Genomic DNA, 18,921 nt, shown 5'->3' with positions numbered 1-18,921 from the left:
GTTGCGGGGGCCGCTGCAAGTACGTCCATGTAAGCTCGGTCGCCGCATCCATGCGGCTCACGCCCCCGCAACCGGACCCACCCCGCCTTCGACAGGTCTCCACAATCTGTCGGAATGGCACGGCCTGCTCTTGGTGGGTGTCGACCTTGGTCGACACGTAGATCCATGCCATGCATGGATGAATCACGATTGAAAAACGCTCAACCGACTTCGTACAGCTCCAGCGGCAGGTCGTCGGGGTCGGCGAAGAAGGTGAAGCGGCGGCCGGTGTATTCGTCCACGCGGATCGGTTCGCAGGCCACGCCATGCGCTGCCAGGCGCTGGATGAACGGCTCCAGCGCGGCCACCCGGAACGCGAGGTGGCGCAGGCCCTGGGCTTCGGGGCGGCTGGGTCGCGGCGGCGGTGAGGGGAAGGAGAACAGTTCCAGCTGGCCGCCGTCGGGCAGGGCCAGGTCCAGCTTCCAGGAGTCGCGCGCGGCACGGTGGTTCTCGGCCAGCACGCGCAGGCCGAGGATGCGCACGTAGAAATCCTTCGATCGTGCGTAGTCGCTGCAGATCAGTGCGGCGTGATGGATGCCCAGCAGGGCCTCGGAAGCAGCAGTCATTGCAGGGTGTCCAGCCAGCGCTGGGCGATCTTCAGCGCCAGCGGATAGGGTTCGGGGTCATTGCGGTTGGTCAGCACGATCACGGTCAGGTGCTTTTCCGGGTGGCGAACGATCACGTTGCGGAAGCCGATGCTCTCGCCGCTGTGCCATTGCACCGGGCCGTTCAGGCGCCAGCCGAAGCCGTAGTGCGGCACGTCAGGCTCGGTGGTCGTGGTGGCAGGGCTGAACATCGCGCGGCGCGAGGCCTTGGACAACAGGCGGTCGTCATACAGCGCGGCATCCCAGCGGGCCAGGTCGTCCAGCGAGGAATAGATGCCGCCATCGCCGAGTACGGCGCTGGTGGTGCTCTGGTCGGTGCGCTGCCAGTGGCCGTCGATCCGGCTGTAGCCATAGGCACGTGCCGCCACCGCATCGACACCGTCCTGGTGGGCCACGGTATGGGCCATGCCCAGCGGCGCGAAGATGCGCTGCTGCAGGAAGGTTGCGAAATCCTGGCCGGAGGCGCGGCCGACGATCAGTGCCAGCAGCGCGTAGCCGCTGTTGCTGTATCGATACTGCGTGCCGGGCGCGAAGTTCAGGCGGTCTTCGCGCGCGAGCAGGGCCAGCACGTCGGCATCGTGCACCTGGCGCGGGTCGGCCGGGTCCATCAGGTCTTCGTAGTCGAGCAGGCCGCTGGTATGCGACAGCAGCTGGCGCAGAGTGATGGCCGCCGCAGCCGGCGGCAGCTCGGGCAGCCACTGCCGGGCCGGCTGGTCCAGCCCGAGCCGGCCGTCTTCCACCAGCAGCAGCACCGCCGCGGCGGTGAACTGCTTGCTGACCGATGCCAGCCGGAGGTTGCTGGCCGGGGTGACCGGGGTGCTGTCTTCCACTACCGCCAGGCCGTAGCCGCGACGGAACACCGGCTGCCCGTCATGCAGTACCAGTACTGCGGCACCGGGCTGCTGGCCATCGTAGGCCTGCATCAGGCCATCGATACCCGCATCCGGTGGGGTCAGCACCGGGGCGGCGGAGCTGACTACGGGCAGCAGGCCCAGCGCGGCGACGAGCAGGACGACGGCAGGGCGCATGACGGCTCCGGTCGGGTCAGGGTGAAGGGGCGGGCGTAGCGCTCGCCGGCTGGGCCATCCAGCGTTCCATCTTGCGGTCCAGCACGTCCAGCGGCATCGAGCCGTCCTTCAGCAGTTCGGCGTGGAAGCGACGCAGGTCGAAGGCGGCACCCTGGCGGGCCTTGGCCTTGTCGCGCAGCGCCACGATGGTGGTCAGGCCAGCCACGTTGGACAGCGCCTGTCCGGGCTGGGCCATGATCCGCTCGACTTCGGCGTTGGCGTCATCGCTGCTCATGTCGACCGTCTTCTGCAGGTAGGCCACGGCCTGCTGCTTGCTCCAGCCCTGTGCGTTCACGCCGGTATCGGCCACCACGCGTGCGGCACGCAACAGGCGCGAGTACAGGTAGCCGATGCGGTCGTAGGGATCGGTGTAGATGCCCAGGTCTTCGCCCAGCGTTTCGGCGTACAGGCCCCAGCCTTCGACGAAGGCGAGATCGCCACCGAGGCGGCGGAAGCGCGGCAGCTTGGCCAGTTCCTGCTGCAGGCCCAGCTGCACGTGGTGGCCCGGAATCGCCTCATGCAGGTACTGCACCGGAACGTTCCAGCGCTTGCGGCTGGGCAGGTCACGGGTGTTGATGTACAGCACGCCTGGTTGTTCACCTGGCGACGGCTGGTAGGCCGCGGCAGCGGCAGTCAGCGCCCGCTCCGGTTCCACCGCGCGTACTTCCAGCGGTGCCTTCGGCAACGTATCCAGCACCTGCGGCAGGCGTGCGTTGACCTGCTGCTGCACCTGCCGGTAGCGGTTGATCAGCGCGTTGGCATCGCCGTACTGGAACTGGCGGTCGTTGCGCATGCTGCGCAGCAGCTTGGTCGGTGTGCCGCGCAGCTTGGCATCCTTCATCACCGTGGCGATCTGGGCCTGCAGTTCCTGCACGCGTTGTTCGCCCAGCGCATGCAGCTGCGCGGCGGTCTGGTCGCTGGCGGTGGTCTGCACGATCAGGTTGGCGTACCAGGCCTGGCCATCGGGCAGCGCGCCCAGGCCGCTGCTGGCACGCGTGGCCGGCAGGTACTCGGTAGCGATGAAGCCGCGCAGGGCACGGTAGGCCGGCATGATGCGCAGCTCGATCATGCGCTTGTATTCGGCGCTGATGCGCGCCTTGTCCTCGGCTGCGATGGTGTTGGGCATGGTGCGGATCGGCGACCAGAAAATGCTCTCTTCGGCGGTCGGCTTGATCACCGCATCCAGCTGCGGCAACACCTTTTCCATCAGGTCGCGCGGCTGTACCACGCCAGCCTTCATGCCCTGGCGCATGTTGTCGATGGCCTGGTCGAACAGCTCGGGAATGCCCAGCGAGCGGCGCGACCAGGTGTCGTAATCCTGCACGGTGTTGAACGGCTGCGCGCCGGCACCGGCACCGAGAATCGCCATGATGCTGCCGATGTTGTAGTACTGGCTGATCGGCATCATCCAGCTCGGGTAGCGCTCGGCGGCCAGCGAGGCGCGTGCGTCGCGCACGAAGATCTCGTAACTGAGCAGGTCCTGGCCCTGCAGGCCGTCACTGCCGAGTTTCTCGACCTTGCCCAGCCATTGCGTGGTGAAGTCGTGTGACTGCTGGCGCCAGGCGGCTGACAGGATGTTGGGCAGCTGGTCGTTGTAACGCGTCTCGCCCTGGAAGGTCGCCTGCAGCGGGTTCAGCCGCATCGAGGCATCCCAGTATTCGTCGTACAGGCGCTCCAGCTGCACCTGCTTGGGCACGGCGCGTGCGGGGGCTACGGGACGCGGCGTGGCGCGGCGCGCCGAACTGCCGCGGGCCGGCGCGGTGGCGCGGGCGGGCTTGGCCTTGGGCTTGGCCGCCTGGCGGGTCTGCGCGGCGGCAGGGCGGCTGGCCTTCTTCTTCGCTGCTTCGGCCGACGGGACGGCACTGAACAGGAACAACGCGGCGATGGCGGCGGCCAGGACGCGGGTGGGATGCGGCATCAGGAGCTTCCGTGGAACACAGACCGTGGAGCTTGCACGATCCGGCCGCGTACGGCCAGCGTGAAGGCGCAGTCAGCTGGCCGTCGCTGGGGCTTCAGTCAGCCGCCGCGGCCGCGCGCAACGCGGCCGCGCGCTCAACGCCCAGATAACCGGTGATCGCACGTCGCATCAGGTACAGCAGGGGGATCAAGGCGATCGCAAAACCCATCTTGTAGATGTAATTGACGCTGCTGACGGCCAGGAACAGCGAGGTCGGCCAGTGCTGCGGGCCGAGCACGAAGGCGATCCAGATCACCACGAAGCTGTCCACGACCTGCGAGATCGCGGTCGAGCCGGTGGCACGCAGCCACACATGGCGTTCGCCGGTGGCCTGGCGGATGCGGTGGAACACCGCCACGTCAATCAGCTGGCCGAGCAGGAATGCCACCAGCGAACCGGCGATGGTCCACATGCCCTGGCCGAACACCGCAGCAAATGCGGCCTGGTAGTCCGGCACGCCGTGAGCGTCCATCGAGGTGACCCACCAGCTGGCCGGCGCCAGCGAAATGGCCGCAAAGGCGAACAGGAAGCCGTAGCTGATCAGCACCACCGCCAGCCACGAGATGAAGCGCACGCCGCGCTTGCCGAAGAACTCGTTGATGGTGTCGGTCATGATGAACACCACCGGCCACAGCAGGGTGCCGGCGGTGAAACTCAACGAGCCGGTCTGGCCGAACAGGTTCCAGTTCAGCGGATCGATGCCCAGCGTGTCTTCCAGGGCGAAGATCTTCACCCCGATCAGTTCGGCCAGCACTGCGTTGCCGCAGAAGAACGCGGCCAGCACGATGAACAGCAGGACCGCGCGGTCCTGCAGCGGGCGCTCGATCGGCGCCGGGGTCATTCGGCGCGGTCGCCGGCGCGGGTGAACGGCACGCTGGACGGTGCCACGGCGCCGCCGGAAATGATGAAGCTCATGGCCTGGTCGACGGTCCAGTCGGTCGGGGTCAGCAGCTCCACCGGCACGATTTCCAGATAGCCCGATGTCGGATTCGGCGTGGTCGGCACGTACACCGCGGCCAGTTCACGGTCGGTGCCGTGTTCCTTGATCACGCGGGTAACCAGCCCGACCGACTTCATGTCGCGATGCGGGAAGTCGATCAGCACCACGCGCTGGGTGCTGCCCGGCTCGGTCTGCAGCATGTCCAGCAGCTTCTTGGCGCTGTCGTAGATGATGCTGGCCAGCGGAATGCGCTTGATGACCGCACCCACCCAGCGCAGCAGGCGCTGGCCGAGCACACGGCGACTGGCCACGCCCACCGCCAGGATCACCAGCAACGTGGCCAGCAGGGCGATGGTGTCCTGGATCCATTCGGCGCGGACCCAGCCGAGGTAGTGCGGGAAGCTGGTCGCGATCTGCTCGGACAGCGGCACCACCAGCGGGCTGGAAATACCCGACAGCAGCACGAACACGAACTTGACCACGACCCAGGTCAGCCAGATCGGCAGCAGGGTCAGCAGGCCGGTCAGGAACAGGCGCTGCAGGGAGGGGCGGGGAACCAGGGCGGGGGCTTCGAGCGACATGTGCGCATTGTAGCGGTCACCGCCGGTCGATTACGCTGGGGAATCGACTGCGGCAACGGCACATGGAAGGGAAGCTGTGTTGAAGATCCTGCGTGGGTTGGGTTGGACCCTGCTGGGCCTGCTGGTGCTGGCCATCGTCGTGTGGTGTGCCTCGCGCATGTGGCCCATCCCTGAATCGCGGCTGCAGGCGCAGCAGCGGCTGGAGACCCGCCTTCCGGCACCCGGCCGCAATGGCTATGCGCAGTTGTGGACGCTTGCCGTTGACGGCCTGGACGCCCGCCAGCGCGAGCAGGCGCTGGCCGAAGACGTGCGGCGCTGGGACGCCGACCCGCATGGTAATAACGTCACCCAGCCCCAGCCCCAGCCTCAGCTGGCCAGCGCCCCCGGCGGCTTGCACCCGCGCCCATCTGCCAGCTGCGGGCCGGTCGCCAGCGGCTGCCTTGCGCAGGTGCGCGCCGATCCGCAGCGGTTTGCCGACGCCCACGCCGGTCACCAGCTGCTGCATGCGCGCCTGGAGCAGTTGGCCGGGGCAGACCATTTCGTATCGCCGTTCCAGCCGAAGGGCGAGGGCATTCTGGTGCCCTTGCCGACCTATGGCCTGGTGATGGACGCCACCAGCGCCCGCGCGCTGGCCTACGCACAGGGCGATGTGGATGGCGCCCTGCGCGGCAGTTGCCTGGGGCTGCAGCTGGGACGCCGGCTGGTGCCCGGTGGAAGCTCTCTGGTCGAGAGCATCGTCGGGGCCAGCCTGGTCCAGGCCAATGCACAGCTGCTGGCCGACATGCTGGTCGAACTTCCAGCCGACCACCCGCTGCCAGCAGAATGCGCGCGGGCGATGCAGCCGATGCGGGCAGACGAGCAGAGCCTGTGCCGGGCAATGCAGGGTGAGTACGCAATGAGCCGGGCGGCGATCGAAACCTCGTCGAGGGAATTCGGTGGCGTGCTGGTTCTTGACCGCAGCAGCACCCTGGCACGCGTGGCCGGCAATCTCGGTTGGGCCTGCGGCGCGGCGGCAACGGCGGCACTGGAAGCGGATCGTCCGTTGCCTGTGCCGGCACCGCCACAGCGTGACTTCGGTTGCCTGTCGAACATCATGGGTTGCGTGCTGACGGATATCGCCGCACCGGCCTATCCCGCCTATTCGTCGCGCACCCAGGACGCCGCTGCGATGCTGCGGCTGCTTGGCGCGCAGCGCTGGCTGCGGCAGCAGGCAGATGATCCGGCCGACGCGCTGCAGCGCCTGCCGGCGCAGTTCCGCTCGCCGGTGGCGCCCCGCAGCTGTCGGCCGATGGCAGCCGCCTGCAGGTGCCGCGCCGCTCGCCATCGCGCAGCGCTGCCGACAGCCCCTGGCTGTCGGTACCGCTGCAGGCTTCGCCGGCCACGGGGGCCACGGCGCGCGACTGACGCTCAGCGTGCGTGTGGCTTCAGCCGCAGGTAGACCTGCTTGCGCACCTGCGCAACCACGTCGCCACTTTCATCAACCACGTCGTTACTGAACCAGCGCAGCACCTTTTCGCCGCTGGCCGCTTCGGCGCGCAGTTCGTCCAGCAGCGCGTCATCGATGCGGAACGAGGTGCGCACGGTGCCACGGCCGGGCTTGAGGAAATCGATCGCACCGGCGCGGTCCCACACGTAGTAGTCGCGGCCGAGGATGTGCAGCAGGCCGAGCATCCAGAACGGATCGGTCATCGCGAACAGGCTGCCGCCGAAGTGGGTGCCAACGTAGTTGCGGTTCCAGGGCCGCAGGCGCAGCTCGACATCGATCTGCCGGTAGTCCGGTGAGACCCGGGTGACGTGGATGCCGGTGAACAGGAACGGCGGCCAGAGATTGATGCCAAAGCGGAACAGGCGGGCGTTCATGCGGGTCCAGGGGCGCAGGGCGAGATCCGCAGTCTAACCATTCGCATGCGTATGTTGCACCAGCTGACGGATCATCGCGATTCTGGCGTGACGGCAGCCGAGAGTAGAGTCGAGCTTGCTCGACTGTTTCCAGCGGGCCTCAATCGAACGAGTTCAGACAATGTCTGATCGCCATTTCGGGGTCTCCTGATAGGTATGGCCGTGAACCGCGGTCCATGCTGCCCTTATGCCCAGTCCAGCCTTGTTGCGCGGCCGATGCTCCACGGTCGGATGCTTCTACGTAGTCACCACTGTCACTGCCGGACGCCAACGCGTCTTTGCAGACCCACGATGCGTGGATGCCTTGACTGATGAGCTGCGAGGCAGCGACTGCAAGGGGATCACGCGGTCATTGGCTTGGGTGGTGATGCCGGATCATCTGCACTGGGTTCTGCAGTTGCGCGAAGGTACGCTTGGCCGTTGCATGCAATCACTCAAGTCCAGGGTGGCGATCGCGGTCAACGCGCACTCCGGTGATGGACGGCCCGTGTGGCAGCGGGGCTACTACGATCACCTGATCCGGAATGAGGAGGATGTCCGGCAACAAGCGCTGTATGTCATGGCCAACCCTGTACGTGCGGGTCTGGCATCAACCCTGGGGGAGTATCCATTCGCGTTGTTGGCCGCTCGAATGATGGGCGCGCAGTCGAGCAAGCTCGACTCTACAGGCACAGTGCACATGGTGCCTCACGCGCCGTCGATCACAAACCCGTCGCGGCCATTGGCCTTGGCCTGGTACAGGGCGGTGTCGGCGCCTTCGACGAAATGATGCGGTTGCAGTTCTCCGTCCGGCACGCGGGTGAACACACCGATGGTGAGGGTGACCCGCTCGCCGCCGCCGTCACCCGGGGACGGCAGTGCCCGTACGCAGGCGATCAGGTCGTCGATCACCAGGCGCGCACCTTCGGCCGGTGTATCCGGCAGTACCAGAGCGAATTCGTCGCCGCCATAGCGCGCGGCCATGTCGCGCGGGCGCCGCGCATGCGCGCCGATCAGGCGGGCGACATCGCGCAGCACGCGATCACCCACCTGGTGGCCATGGAGGTCGTTGTGACGCTTGAAATGGTCCACGTCGATCAACGCCAGGCTCAGCGGCTTGCCGCTGCGTCGCGCGGCGTCGCATTCCTGCTGCAATGACTGCTCGAAGCGCAGGCGATTGCCGAGGCCGGTCAGCGCATCGCGGTTGGCCTGGCGGTGCCAGGCCGAGATCCGCCAGATCGCCCAGGCCAGAAGCACCAATAGAATGCCCAGCATCGCGGTGGCCGGCGCCCACCACAGATCGCTGCTGCGCAGCAGCACCCAGCTCAGCAATGGGGCCGCCGGCAACGACGCCAGCGCCGCAAGCCAAGGCAGGCGCAGGCCGAGCAGGAGAACGCACAGTGCGACCAGCACCGAGCTGATGGCCTGTTGCCATGCCGGGGGCAGTACATCGATCTGCTTGTGCTGCAGCAGCATCGAGGCGATGTTGGCCTGGTACTCGCTGCCGCTCATCCAGAATTCGCGGGTGGTCGGTGTCAGCAGGCGCGGCGCGATGCCGCTGGCGGTCATGCCGACCACGATGCGGCGGCCCTGCAGCATCGCCATGTCGACGTGGCCGTCCAGCACGTCGGCGTAGGACACCTGCGGCAACCGCTCCGGCGGGCCGGCGTAGCGCACGCGCACATAGTCGTCGCGTCGCCACTGATAGGGCGAGCCGACTCCGGGGTCGGGGTCGGGCAGGCCGTGCACGGCGCCCGCCGGCAGGCCGGCCAACGCCAGGCCCAGCGCCGGCCAATGTGGCTGGCCGATGCCCGCATGCAGGTAGAGACCGCGGGCGACGCCGTCGCCATCCACTTCGACATCGGTGTGGCCGATGGCTGCGGCACTGGCCGCGATCTGCGGGATCGGCAGCATTTCCTCGGCCATGCGGTCACCGGCAGCGGGCGCGGCCAGCACCGGCAGCACCACCCGGCCATTGCGGCGGATGGCGGCCGCCAGCGCATCGTCCTGGCGGCTGTCGCGCCGATCCGGTTCGGACAGCATCAGGTCCAGAGCGACGCGCTCGGCACCGGCATCGGTCAACCGGTCCAGCAGGCGCGCGTGTATCGAGCGCGGCCAGGGCCATTGGCCGATGCGTTGCAGACTGCCTTCGTCGATGGCCACGATCAGCACGCTGGGGTCGGGGCGGTAGTCCCAGCCACCGACCAGCGTGTCGTAGGCGGTCTCGTCCTGCCGCCACAGCCATTGGCCCTGGCTGGCCAGCACGGTCAGCACACCGGCCAGCAGGGCCAGTGCGATCCGCTTGCTCCACGGCAGTGGCGAACGCCTCACAACAGCAACCAGAGCAGCACGGCGCCGCCGCCTGCGCCGTAGCACAGGCGGCACGGCAGCTTGACCTGCTGGGCGGGCGAAAACTCGCCGGCATGGCCGTCATCGTCGATGTACTGCACGCGCACATGCAGGGTGCCGCCCCACGGCCGCTTGAAACTGACCTGCGGCTCGGCCACGGTTTCGTCGACCAGCGGTGCCTTGAAATCGCCATGGCGATCGACCTGCACCCGGTAGCGCTGGCCTTCGCTGCCGGCCTGCCAGCGCAGGGTCAGTTCACCATGGGCGGCTTCCGGCGGTTGCAGCGCCGGGTCGACCGGTTCATTGCTCAGCTGCAGTGGCAGTGCCTGGCCGTAGCGGCCCTGGTGGCCATTGCCATCACACGACGCGACCCGCCAGAAGTACTGGCCCGGGGGCAGTGGCTGCGCCAGGCGCAGGTCGGTGCCATGGGTCGCCTGTTCCTGTAGTGGTTGCTGGAACATGGGGTCGGAGGCGATCTGCAGCACACTGCTGCGCGCGCCGGGGGCCTGGCTCCAGCGGAAGCGCGGGCGGTCGCTGTTGACCGTCTGCGCGTGCAGCGGCGATACGGTGATCGGCGGTGGCGGCTGGTCGCTGAGTTCGAAATCGGCGCTGGCGTCGAGGCCTTCCACGCCCTGCGTATCGACCGCGCGCAGCAGGATGCGCAGTTGGCCCGGCGGCAGGTCGCCGATGGCCAGGCGGGTATCGGTGGTGGTGGCAGCGAACAGCAGGATTTCCGGTGTGGCTGCCTGCACCACTTCCACGCGGTAGTGCGCGGCGCCGGTGACCGGCGCCCACGCCAGCAGCGTCGGCAGCGGCGCCAGGCGCAGTTCGTCGTTGCGCAGCTGCGGTGCTGGCAGCAGCGGGGAGACCGCGTCCGGTGCCGCGTCGGCGCTGCCGCTGAGCGTGGCCTGGCCCGGCCGGACCAGGCGCTGCCCGTGGGTGTTGCCAACCTGCACCTTGCCCTGCAGGACTTCGGTCGCACCGACCTGGCCGGCGTCGCCGGCGCTGACCCGGAACACGGTGCCGCGCACGCTGCTGGTCGCGGTGGGCGCATCGATGATGTAGCGCGATGCCGGGCCACGGGCGGGCGTGACCCGGTTGCTGGCGCGGCCCTGCTGCAGGCGCAGGCGGGTGTCCACCATGCCGGTGTGGCCATAGCGGCTGAGCTGGTCCAGGCGCAGGCGCGAGTACTCACGCAGCTGCAGGCGCGAAGCGTCAGCGAACTCGAGGGTGACGCTGGATTCGCCTTCGGTCTGCACGGTGTCACCGATACGCAGCTGCTCGCCCGCCAGGATCGCGCGCGTGGCGCTGCCATCGGCGCCGGACAGCTCGACCTTGCCGCGAACCGACAGCACGCGGGCCGGTGCGGGCTCGGTACGCAGCCAGCTGATCGGGAAGCGCAGCAGCTGGCCGGGCGGCAACCGATAGGGATTGTCGATGCGGTTGTGCTGTTGCAGCTGTTGCCAGCGTACTGAGGGCTTCAGGTACAGGCCGCCCAGATCCCACAGGGTATCGCCGGGGCGGACCCGGTAATTCCAGTCCTGGGCGCCGGCCACGCCTGGCAGCAGCAGGAGGAGAAGGGCACACAGCATGGCGCCCTGGAAGCGCTTGGCGAACGACAGCGAGCGGACGAAGGTCACAGTTTGCAATCCCGGCAATGCGGGGGTGCAGCTGCAAGACCCGATGGCCCCGACCTCATCCCCCCGAACGGATCGTGGCGGCCTAACGGCCGCCATCTCGCGCATTATTGCCCGCGTTCAGTGCAGGGATTCTGAACGAAGGGGGCTCCCGTTCAGAACAGCAGAGAGGCCATCCTGCGGCGGTACTGGCCAACGAGGTCCTCGTCGGAGATCACATTGAAGGCATCGATCAGGGCCTTGCGCGGCAACCCTTCTTCAAAGGTGCGATCGATCCGCAGCATTTCCAGGAACTGTGCCAGTGCGGCCTCATCGTGGCCGCCGAGCAGCAGCTGCACACCCCGCAGGTGGCGCGCCTTGAGATCGTTGCCGTCGGCGGCGATGCGCGCCTCCAACACTTCGGCCGCGGGGGCGTCCTTCAGCGCGGCCGCAAAGGACAGGCGGGCGCGGGCACGCACGGCGCGGTCGTCGGTGGCGAGGTTGGCGGGCAGGCCGTCGATCAGCGTGCCGGCTTCATCCACGCCGCCGATCTGCAGCAGGGCCAGGGCCAGGTCGAGCTTGAGCTCATCCTTGTCCGGCTCGGCGGCGATCTGCGCGCGCAACACGTCCACCTGCGCCTGCGGATCCAGGGGCGCTTCGTCCTCGGCGGCGGCATCGCCGATGTCGGCGGGCACGATCCCGTGCTGGGCCAGGAACTCGCGCAGCTGGCCTTCCGGAATCGCGCCGGGGAAGCCGTCCACCAGCTGGCCACCCTTGACCAGGAATACGGTCGGTACCGAGCGGATCTGGAACGCCGCCGCGATCTGCTGTTCCTTGTCGACATCGACCTTGGCCAGCTCGAAGGCGCCGTTGTATTCGGCCGCCAGCTTTTCCAGCATCGGGCCAAGGGTCTTGCACGGCCCGCACCAGGTGGCCCAGAAATCGACCAGCACCGGCGTCTGCAGCGACTTCTGCAGGACTTCGGCCTCGAAGGTCGCGGTGGTAGCGTCGAATACGTAGGTCGTCTCGGTCATGGGGGAGGCATCGTCTGGCATCTGGAGACCGATTCTATGGTGACGATCGATGTCAGACTCAACCCTTGGTGTCGCCCCGAACCGCCGCCCTTCCAGGCAGGAGAGGGCGGGCGCAGGGCCTGCCCTCGATGCGCTGGCGGTTACTTCAACTCATCGCAGCGGACGTGATGCACGATCCAGCGCCCGGTCTTCAGCGGCAGCGTCGTTTCGGAGATGCGGGCCTGATACAGCTCGGCCGCGGTGCGGGCGTCGGGCGCCTTGATGGTGGGGCCCCCGAAGAAGTTGCTGCTCGGCGGTGCCGTGGCGCTGGGGGCGCCGATCCAGGCCGAGCACTGGAACTCGCCGGCGTGGGCCGTGGTGGCCAGGCCCAGGCTGAGCGCGCCGGCGACGAGGATGCGATGGATCATGGGAGGTCTCCCTGCATGGCGGGACTGCCATGCCCCGAGCATCGCGCGCGGCATGCCGGCGCGGATATCGAATGATTCTGAAATGTGCCGCCGCTTGGCGCCCCGCATCGTTGCCGCGACAATGGCCGGTCTTCCGCTTCTGGTGAATCCGCGCGATGTCCGTGCTCCGGCGTGATCGTTGGTGGGGGCTGCTTGCTGCAGCCATCTTCGTCCTGGCCGTGGTGGGCTTCGGCGCGGCGCTGGACGGCTACGCGCAGGCGCGCCACCCGGTGGCCCTGCTGGGCGCACGGGGCGTGCCGCATGCGCTGGGGTTCAATCTGCTGGGCTTCGTGCTGCCCGGCGTGCTGGCCGCAGTGGCCGCCGAGTGCCTGCGCCGCCGCCTTCCAGCCACGGCCGGCTGGGCGCCGCGGGTGGGCAGCCAGATGCTGCTGCTGGCCGGCCTGGCCTTTGCGGCGATGGGGCTGCTGCCGCTGGACGTGGATGACCTGCATGGACCGGCCAGCCAGCTGCACGCCAGCGCCTGGATGATCTGGGTGCTGGGATTTGTCGCCGGCGCCCTGCTGCTGGGCATCTCCCACCTGCGCCAGGGTCCTGGCAAGGCCTTCGGCGGGGTGGCGGTCATCTGTGCCGTACTGGCGGCAATGGCGGCCTTTGCCCCCCAGGGCGTGCTGCCGGCACCGCTGGCGCAACGCGTGGCTTTCGCCTGCTGGGCGGTCTGGCTGGCCCTGGCCCTGCCTCTGTCGCGGCCTCGCTGAGACGCTCTCCGCGCACGGGCGGCACCTGCACGCGGCAGGCAGGATTGGAGACGTTTGCCGCACTGCGGTACGCTGTACCGCTTTGCCGCCGCATCCGCGTGTTCCATGACCAGCGCTGAACCCATCGCCTACGACCCGCAGCAGGTTGAATCCGCCGCCCAGCAGTACTGGGACGCCACCCGTGCCTTCGAGGTCGACGAGACTTCGGACAAGCCGAAGTACTACTGCCTGTCGATGCTCCCGTACCCGTCCGGTGCGCTGCACATGGGGCACGTGCGCAACTACACCATCGGTGACGTGATCAGCCGCTACAAGCGCATGACCGGTCACAACGTGCTGCAGCCGATGGGCTGGGATGCGTTCGGCCTGCCGGCGGAAAACGCCGCGATCAAGAACAAGACCGCGCCGGCGGCGTGGACCTACAAGAACATCGACCACATGCGCAGCCAGCTGCAGTCGCTGGGCTATGCCATCGACTGGTCGCGCGAGTTCGCCACCTGCCGTCCGGACTATTACGTCCACGAACAGCGCATGTTCACCCGGCTGATGCGCAAGGGCCTGGCCTACCGCCGCAACGCGGTGGTGAACTGGGACCCGGTCGACCAGACCGTGCTGGCCAACGAGCAGGTGATCGACGGCCGCGGCTGGCGCTCCGGCGCCCTGGTCGAGAAGCGCGAGATCCCGCAGTGGTTCCTGCGCATCACCGACTACGCCCAGGAGCTGCTGGACGGCCTGGACGAGCTGGACGGCTGGCCGGAATCGGTCAAGACCATGCAGCGCAACTGGATTGGCCGTTCCGAGGGCCTGGAGATCCAGTTCGACGTGCGTGACGTGGACGGCGGTGTGCTGGACCCGCTGCGCGTGTTCACCACCCGCCCGGACACCGTGATGGGCGTGACCTTCGTGTCGATCGCCGCCGAGCACCCGCTGGCGCTGCACGCGGCGAAGAACAATCCGGAACTGGCGGCGATGCTGGCCGACCTGAAGCAGGGCGGCGTGTCCGAGGCTGAACTGGAAACCCAGGAAAAGCGCGGCATGGACACCGGCCTGCGCGCCCTGCACCCGGTCACCGGCGAGCAGGTGCCGGTCTGGGTCGCCAACTTCGTGCTGATGGGCTACGGCACCGGCGCGGTGATGGCCGTCCCGGGCCATGACCAGCGCGACAATGAAGTGGCCAACAAGTACGGGCTGCCGATCAAGCAGGTGATCGCGCTGAAGGATGCGCGCAGCGAAGAAGAGCGCAGCTGGGACGGCAGCCGCTGGCAGGACTGGTACAGCGACAAGAGCCGGCAGACCGAACTGGTCAACTCGGCCGAATTCGACGGCCTGGACTTCCAGGGCGCCTTCGAAGCCCTGGCCGAACGATTCGAGCGCAAGGCCCAGGGCCAGCGCCGCGTCAACTACCGCCTGCGCGACTGGGGCGTGAGCCGCCAGCGCTACTGGGGCTGTCCGATTCCGGTGATCTACTGCGCCAAGTGCGGTGCAGTGCCGGTGCCGGAAGAGCAGCTGCCGGTGGTGCTGCCGGAGGACGTGGCGTTCTCCGGCACCGGTTCGCCGATCAAGACCGACCCGGAATGGCGCAAGACCACCTGCCCGGAGTGCGGCGGTGCGGCCGAGCGCGAGACCGATACCTTCGACACCTTCATGGAGTCGAGCTGGTACTACGCCCGCTACACCTCGCCGGGCGCGCGTGATGCCGTCGACAAGCGCGGCAACTACTGGCTGCCGGTCGACCAATACATCGGCGGCATCGAGCACGCGATCCTGCACCTGATGTATTTCCGCTTCTATCACAAGCTGCTGCGCGACGCGCGGATGGTCGACAGCAACGAGCCGGCGCGCAATCTGCTGTGCCAGGGCATGGTGATCGCCGAGACCTATTACCGCCCGAACCCGGACGGCTCGAAGGACTGGATCAACCCGGCCGATGTGGAAGTGCAGCGCGATGAGCGAGGCCGCATCACCGGTGCCACCCTGATCGCCGATGGCCAGCCGGTGGTGGTCGGTGGCACCGAGAAGATGTCCAAGTCGAAGAACAACGGCGTGGACCCGCAGGCCATGGTCGGCAAGTACGGCGCCGACACCGTGCGCCTGTTCTCGATGTTCGCCGCGCCGCCCGAGCAGTCGCTGGAGTGGAACGAGGCCGGCGTGGATGGCATGGCCCGCTTCCTGCGCCGCCTGTGGGCCCAGGTGCAGAAGCACGCTGCCGACGGTGCCGCCCCGGCGCTGGACGCCGCTGCGCTGGATGCCAACCAGAAGGCGCTGCGCCGCAAGACCCATGAAACCATCGGCAAGGTCGGCGACGACTACGGCCGCCGCCACAGCTTCAACACCGCCATTGCCGCAGTGATGGAGCTGATGAACGCGCTGGCCAAGTTCGAGGACGGCAGCGGGCAGGGTCGTGCGGTGCGCCAGGAAGCGCTGCAGGCCATCGTGCTGCTGCTGAACCCGATCACCCCGCACGCCAGCCATGCCCTGTGGCAGGTGCTGGGCCACGGCGAGACGCTGCTGGAAGACCAGCCGTTCCCGCAGGCCGACGCTGGCGCGCTGGTGCGCGATGCGTTGACTCTGGCCGTGCAGGTCAACGGCAAGCTGCGTGGCACCATCGAGGTGGCGGCCGATGCCGCGCGCGAGCAGGTTGAAGCGCTGGCCCTGGCCGAGCCGAACGCGGCCAAGTTCCTGGAAGGCCTGACGGTGCGCAAGATCATCATCGTTCCGGGCAAGATCGTGAACATCGTCGCCGCCTGATGTACCCCGCACCGGCCATCCGCGTGGTGGCCGGTGCCTTTCCGGTGCCGGGCCATGCACTTGATGGCCCTGCATTCACGCGGCTTCGGGCAGGCTGTGTGTTGCCGTGATCGCCCGGCTCCGCCAGACTGTCTACATGACCCGAATCCTGCTTGCCCTCGTTCTTGCCCTCGGCCTTGCCGGCTGCGGTTTCCATCTGCGCAGCAAGCTGATGCTGCCGACCGACACCGCGCCGGTGAAGGTGGTTTCCACCGCGCCGTACAGCGAACTGGTCAAGCTGCTCAACCGCAGCCTGCTGGCCTCCGGCGCCAAGCTGGCCGACGAGGACAGCAAGCAGCCCAGTACCCAGCTGCAGGTGCTGTCCGAGCGCTGGGGCGACCTGCCGATCGCCATCGATTCGCAGGGCCGTGCGCAGGAGTACAGCCTGCGCTACGCGGTGATCTTCATCTTCCGTCGCGAGGACGGCAGCGAGCTGGTGCCGCAGCAGGTGATCGAGCTGTCGCGTGACTACGTGTCGCCGCCGACCGACGCCACCGGCACCACCACCGAGCGCGAGATCCTGGCTGATGAGCTGCGCCGGGAAATGTCCGCATCGATCATCCGCCGCATCGACAGCGTGGTCCGCGCCGAGCTTGAAAAGGGGGGCAGCCTGTCGGCACCGAAGGCCAAGCCCGTCGAAGGCGCGGTGCCGGCCGAGCCGGTTCCCGCAGCCAAGCACTGAGCGGCGAAGAACGATGGAACTGCGTCCGGAGCAGCTGGCCAGCCAGGGCGCTGATGTTGCACTGGCGCCGGTCTATCTGATTGCCGGCCCGGAGACGCTGCGCGTGCTGGAGGCGGCCGACGCCATCCGCGCGCGTGCGCGCGGCGCCGGTATCGGCGAGCGCGAAGTGTTCGACGCCGATGGCCGCGATTTCGACTGGAACCAGCTCGACGCCAGCTTCAATGCGCCGAGTCTGTTCAGCGCCCGTCGCCTGGTCGAGGTGCGCCTGCCCAGCGGCAAGCCGGGCAAGGACGGCGCCGAGGTGATCAGCCAGTTCTGCGCCAACCCGGCGCCGGATGTGGTGCTGATGATCACCGCCAACGAATGGAGCAAGGCCCACCAGGGCAAGTGGGCCGAGGCGGTCAACCGCATCGGCGTGCTGTCGGTGGCCTGGGCGATCAAGCCGCACGAGCTGCCGGACTGGATCGAGCGCCGCCTGCGCGGCAAGGGCCTGCGGGCCGACCCGGCCGCCGTGCAGCGACTGGCCGAGCGGGTGGAAGGCAACCTGCTGGCCGCTGCCCAGGAGATCGACAAGCTGGCATTGCTGGCCGATGGCCAGCCGCTGGATGTCGAACGGATGGAATCGCTGGTGGCCGATGCCGCCCGCTACGACGTGTTCCGGCTGCTGGAGGCGACGTTCTCCGGCCAGCCGCCGGCGGTGCTGCGCATGCTGGCCGGCCTGCGCGGGGAAGGCGAAGCGGTGGCCGCACTGATGCCGATGGTGATCCGCGAGCTGTTGGCCGGTGCCGGTCTGGCCCGGGTGCAGGCGCGGGGCGGCAACCTGGCCGCCGAAATGAAGTCGCGTGGCATCTGGGAGTCGCGCCAGGCGCCGTACAAGCGTGCGTTGCAGCGCCACCCGGAAGGCAAGCGCTGGGAGCGCTTCGTGGCCGAAGCCGGGCTGGTCGACCGCATCGCCAAGGGGCGGGCCGACGGCGATGCCTGGCTGGCGCTGGAACGCCTGCTGGTGGCCGTGGCCGAACCGCGTGCCGTGCGCCTGCTGGCGCGGGCCTGAGCGATGAGCCTGCGGATCTATTACGGGGGCACCTTCGATCCGGTGCACCTCGGGCATCTGGCGATCGCGCGTGCCGCCCGCGATGAACTGCAGGTGGCGGTGCGCATGCTGCCGGCGGCCGACCCGCCGCATCGCGCGGTACCCGGTGCGACCGCCGAGCAGCGCTGCACCATGCTGTCGCTGGCCATCGGTGACGAGCCCGGCCTGCTGCTGGACCGCCGCGAGCTGGATCGTGCGGCGCGTTTCCCCGGTCGCCCGTCCTACACCGTCGATACCCTGCGCGAGCTGCGCGCCGAACTGGGACCGAGCCGGCCGCTGGCCTGGCTGGTCGGCGCCGACAGCCTGCTGGGCCTGCCCCGCTGGCACGAATGGGAGGCCCTGTTCGGGCTGGCTCATTTCGTGGTGGCCGAACGACCGGGAAGCCCGCTGCAGGCCTCGGTTGACGGCGCGCTGGGCCGTGCCCTGGAGGGGCGCTGGGCCGACAACGAACAGGCGCTGTTCGCCAGCCCGGCCGGCCGCATCCTGCGCCTGCACCACCCGCTGCGCGCCGAATCAGCCAGCGCCGTGCGCTCGCAGATCGCCTCCGGCGGGCCCTGGCGCGCGCTGTTGCCGCCGACGGTGGCCGACTACGTTGCCGTCCACGGGCTGTACCGCCCCTCCACGCCGTGAATGCCGCAGCTGCGGCTTGCCCGTATAATCGTCCCCACGTTTATCGAGTCGATCCACTTTGAGCAACCAGACCCAGCCCCAGACCATCAAGGTCGATCTGCCCAGCCCGCCGCCGTCCGTGCCGGAACTGCTGGCCAGCGTCCGCCAAGCCACCGAAGACCTGAAGGCCAAGGACCTGGTCGAGATCGACGTGCGCGGCCGGTCCAGCGTTGCCGATTACATGATCGTCGTTTCGGGTACTTCGACCCGCCACGTCAAGTCGATTGCCGACGAAGTCGTGCGTTTCGCCAAGAATATCGACGTGATGCCGCTGGGCGTGGAAGGCGAGCGCGAAGCCGAGTGGGTGCTGGTTGATCTGGGCGACGTCATCGTCCACGTGATGCTGCCGCGCGTGCGCGAGTTCTACGCGCTTGAGCGCCTGTGGACGGTTGGCGACCAGCCGCCGCCCAGCGACGACGAAGTGGCCTGAGCCACGCAGTGCTGCACCCTTCGACGGCGCCGATG

17 protein-coding genes and 1 pseudogene are annotated in these 18,921 nt (G+C 68.3%); 8 read left to right on the top strand and 10 right to left on the bottom strand.

The features are described 5' to 3' along the window. Window positions 1–200: 200 nt before the first annotated feature. From O0J73_RS14775 to O0J73_RS14755, 5 genes are all read right to left on the bottom strand, one after another. Window positions 201–605 carry a VOC family protein gene (locus O0J73_RS14775; RefSeq protein WP_197564623.1) on the bottom strand — a complete coding sequence of 135 codons (405 nt, stop codon included), beginning with the start codon at window positions 603–605 and terminating at the stop codon, window positions 201–203. Next, window positions 602–1,672: a serine hydrolase domain-containing protein gene (locus O0J73_RS14770; protein WP_197564624.1), complete on the bottom strand. Its 1,071-nt coding sequence runs from the start codon at window positions 1,670–1,672 to the stop codon at window positions 602–604. Before O0J73_RS14770 ends, O0J73_RS14775 begins: the two co-directional genes overlap by 4 nt. Window positions 1,673–1,688: 16 nt before the next feature. Then, entirely contained in the window at window positions 1,689–3,629 is a 1,941-nt protein-coding gene (locus tag O0J73_RS14765; RefSeq protein ID WP_197564625.1) for a DUF885 family protein, read from the bottom strand. Window positions 3,630–3,723: 94 nt separating this feature from the next. Beyond that, a complete protein-coding gene (locus O0J73_RS14760) occupies window positions 3,724–4,509 on the bottom strand; it encodes a queuosine precursor transporter (RefSeq protein WP_133935266.1) in 786 nt (261 codons plus the stop codon). Further along, window positions 4,506–5,189, bottom strand: coding sequence for a DUF502 domain-containing protein (locus O0J73_RS14755; protein ID WP_008266500.1), 684 nt, complete (start codon window positions 5,187–5,189; stop codon window positions 4,506–4,508). The genes O0J73_RS14760 and O0J73_RS14755 overlap by 4 nt, the downstream gene beginning before the upstream one ends. A gap of 76 nt (window positions 5,190–5,265) precedes the next feature. Between O0J73_RS14755 and O0J73_RS14750 the strand changes: the two are divergent. Beyond that, window positions 5,266–6,593: pseudogene (locus O0J73_RS14750) on the top strand (hypothetical protein). A 3-nt stretch (window positions 6,594–6,596) separates the two neighbouring features. Here the strand turns inward: O0J73_RS14750 and O0J73_RS14745 are convergent. Next, the gene (locus tag O0J73_RS14745) at window positions 6,597–7,049 is read right to left on the bottom strand and encodes a DUF4442 domain-containing protein (RefSeq protein WP_006460764.1); all 453 of its coding nucleotides are present in this window, start codon (window positions 7,047–7,049) and stop codon (window positions 6,597–6,599) included. 226 nt (window positions 7,050–7,275) lie between these two features. On the opposite strand from O0J73_RS14745, the gene O0J73_RS14740 reads away from it, so the two are divergent. Further along, window positions 7,276–7,857 (top strand): transposase, encoded by a 582-nt coding sequence (locus tag O0J73_RS14740; RefSeq protein WP_308309014.1) that lies wholly within the window; start codon window positions 7,276–7,278, stop codon window positions 7,855–7,857. On the opposite strand, the gene O0J73_RS14735 is transcribed toward O0J73_RS14740, so the two are convergent. The 4 genes from O0J73_RS14735 to O0J73_RS14720 all read right to left on the bottom strand — a co-directional run bounded on the left by O0J73_RS14735 (window position 7,776) and on the right by O0J73_RS14720 (window position 12,473). After that, window positions 7,776–9,398, bottom strand: a complete 1,623-nt coding sequence (locus O0J73_RS14735) for a CHASE2 domain-containing protein (RefSeq protein WP_197564627.1) — start codon at window positions 9,396–9,398, stop codon at window positions 7,776–7,778. The two genes, O0J73_RS14740 and O0J73_RS14735, sit on opposite strands and share 82 nt — an antisense overlap. After that, complete coding sequence (locus O0J73_RS14730) at window positions 9,395–11,056, bottom strand: FecR domain-containing protein (RefSeq protein ID WP_308309012.1); 1,662 nt, start codon at window positions 11,054–11,056, stop codon at window positions 9,395–9,397. Before O0J73_RS14730 ends, O0J73_RS14735 begins: the two co-directional genes overlap by 4 nt. A 152-nt stretch (window positions 11,057–11,208) precedes the next feature. Next, complete coding sequence (gene trxA / locus O0J73_RS14725; protein WP_008266873.1) at window positions 11,209–12,066, bottom strand: thioredoxin; 858 nt, start codon at window positions 12,064–12,066, stop codon at window positions 11,209–11,211. A 140-nt stretch (window positions 12,067–12,206) separates the two neighbouring features. After that, the gene (locus tag O0J73_RS14720; RefSeq protein WP_164087331.1) at window positions 12,207–12,473 is read right to left on the bottom strand and encodes a hypothetical protein; all 267 of its coding nucleotides are present in this window, start codon (window positions 12,471–12,473) and stop codon (window positions 12,207–12,209) included. A 155-nt stretch (window positions 12,474–12,628) separates the two neighbouring features. Between O0J73_RS14720 and O0J73_RS14715 the strand changes: the two genes are divergently transcribed. From O0J73_RS14715 to rsfS, 6 genes are all read left to right on the top strand, one after another. After that, window positions 12,629–13,228, top strand: a complete 600-nt coding sequence (locus O0J73_RS14715; protein WP_049457494.1) for a DUF998 domain-containing protein — start codon at window positions 12,629–12,631, stop codon at window positions 13,226–13,228. Window positions 13,229–13,333: 105 nt separating this feature from the next. Then, window positions 13,334–15,976, top strand: coding sequence for a leucine--tRNA ligase (leuS, locus tag O0J73_RS14710; protein WP_197564628.1), 2,643 nt, complete (start codon window positions 13,334–13,336; stop codon window positions 15,974–15,976). 136 nt (window positions 15,977–16,112) lie between these two features. Then, complete coding sequence (lptE, locus tag O0J73_RS14705) at window positions 16,113–16,697, top strand: LPS assembly lipoprotein LptE (RefSeq protein WP_049457493.1); 585 nt, start codon at window positions 16,113–16,115, stop codon at window positions 16,695–16,697. A gap of 13 nt (window positions 16,698–16,710) precedes the next feature. Further along, the gene (gene holA / locus O0J73_RS14700; RefSeq protein WP_008266587.1) at window positions 16,711–17,748 is read left to right on the top strand and encodes a DNA polymerase III subunit delta; all 1,038 of its coding nucleotides are present in this window, start codon (window positions 16,711–16,713) and stop codon (window positions 17,746–17,748) included. Between the two features lie 3 nt (window positions 17,749–17,751). Beyond that, the gene (gene nadD / locus O0J73_RS14695) at window positions 17,752–18,417 is read left to right on the top strand and encodes a nicotinate-nucleotide adenylyltransferase (RefSeq protein ID WP_049457491.1); all 666 of its coding nucleotides are present in this window, start codon (window positions 17,752–17,754) and stop codon (window positions 18,415–18,417) included. A gap of 58 nt (window positions 18,418–18,475) precedes the next feature. Beyond that, the gene (gene rsfS / locus O0J73_RS14690; protein ID WP_008265938.1) at window positions 18,476–18,886 is read left to right on the top strand and encodes a ribosome silencing factor; all 411 of its coding nucleotides are present in this window, start codon (window positions 18,476–18,478) and stop codon (window positions 18,884–18,886) included. Window positions 18,887–18,921 lie beyond the last annotated feature (35 nt).

The sequence above is a fragment of the Stenotrophomonas sp. Sm6012 genome (assembly GCF_030985895.1).
Lineage (GTDB): Bacteria > Pseudomonadota > Gammaproteobacteria > Xanthomonadales > Xanthomonadaceae > Stenotrophomonas > Stenotrophomonas forensis.
Note: the sequence above shows the minus strand (reverse complement) of the source record. Positions and strands in the feature narration are given on the sequence as shown.